Origin of the sequence: Endozoicomonas sp. ONNA2 (genome assembly GCF_024606365.1) — a bacterium.
Lineage (GTDB): Bacteria > Pseudomonadota > Gammaproteobacteria > Pseudomonadales > Endozoicomonadaceae > Endozoicomonas.
Map to the genome: position 1 here is coordinate 1 of NZ_JAHHPO010000546.1, position 1,040 is coordinate 1,040.

At 46.2% G+C, this 1,040-nt stretch carries 2 protein-coding genes; one reads left to right on the forward strand and one right to left on the reverse strand.

Annotation, left to right across the window (positions count from 1 at the left end):
* Positions 1 to 261 precede the first annotated feature (261 nt).
* On the forward strand, positions 262 to 708 hold the full coding sequence (locus KDK14_RS09570) for a hypothetical protein (protein ID WP_257264875.1): 447 nt from the start codon (positions 262 to 264) through the stop codon (positions 706 to 708).
* A 36-nt stretch (positions 709 to 744) separates the two neighbouring features.
* On the opposite strand, the gene KDK14_RS09575 is transcribed toward KDK14_RS09570, so the two are convergent.
* The gene (locus KDK14_RS09575; RefSeq protein ID WP_257264876.1) at positions 745 to 873 is read right to left on the reverse strand and encodes a hypothetical protein; all 129 of its coding nucleotides are present in this window, start codon (positions 871 to 873) and stop codon (positions 745 to 747) included.
* Between the last annotated feature and the right edge of the window lie 167 nt (positions 874 to 1,040).

Below are 1,040 nucleotides of genomic sequence, written 5' to 3' on the forward strand. Positions count from 1 at the left end.
TCTTTGTTTCTGTCAATTCTTTTTAAGCTTTATTTTTTAAGATAATTAACGACTCTGACATTATACTGTTATCGTCTGTGACCGGTTATTCAGATCGTCTGTGATCGGTTATTTAGAAAGTTGCAAGCTGTATAAGCTGTAAGCTTTAAGTTGCAAGCTGTAAGTAGTGTTACCTATTCATACCGAAAATGGGTTCGTCTAACATTCAACCAAATAAAGTCATCGTATCCATTTCCGGGAGAGGATGAACAGGAGGTAGTTATGAGCAAATATATATACACAACCATATACGAGCAGTTCACCGGCTTGAAGCCACCAGAACCAAAAGACCACAAGCCGCGCCGTCGCAGAGGTTACGGCCATCCCTATCGCATGCGCTTGAATATGCAAGAAAGTTCTGTCCAGCACAGTGAGCTGCTGTCTGACCGGGAATCAGAAAGAGACCGGTATGAACAGACGCCTGTTTCCGTTTTTCAGCCAACGGTGACCAAACAGCCTGTTCGCAGATTTTCGTCCGGTGGCCAGAGCTATCGCAGCGGTAACAACAGCTCTATTAGCGGCGCTATGAACTGCAGGCCAGCGGTGCAGGAAGATCGCCATGGGAACGCTGAGCCCAAGGTAACCTACAAAAAACGCCGCCAGTACGGACCTTCGAGTTTCAGTCTTGGTCCAATGGGCAGAGATGGTAATGACAGCTCTGATTATTGACTGTTTTTGAATACTGACACTACCAACAAAGCTTATTCAGCCAATCTTGTCTGGCGTAACGCATTCATCACCTTCCCGGATTGTTTTTGCCAAAGGCCTTTGCTCCAGGGCCTTTGTGCTTTCTTTGAACCATTCACAGCGTTCTTTGCTGTAGATAACTGTCATAATCCGGAATCTGTCGGTGATGAGATTGTCCAAGCAGGTCTGACGAGAATATATAATCCGCCGAACTCTGGTTACAGGCAACCGGGATATTCCATACCGCAGCAATTCGTAACAACGCCTGTAACTATTCTGTGAACCCAGCCAAACCAGCCCACCAAGCTGGTAAG

Bases quoted from the DNA above. Each gene is read 5' to 3' on its own strand.
- KDK14_RS09570 (WP_257264875.1), top strand. From the start codon at position 262: ATGAGCAAATATATATACACAACCATATACGAGCAGTTCACCGGCTTG.
- KDK14_RS09575 (WP_257264876.1), bottom strand. From the start codon at position 873: ATGACAGTTATCTACAGCAAAGAACGCTGTGAATGGTTCAAAGAAAGC.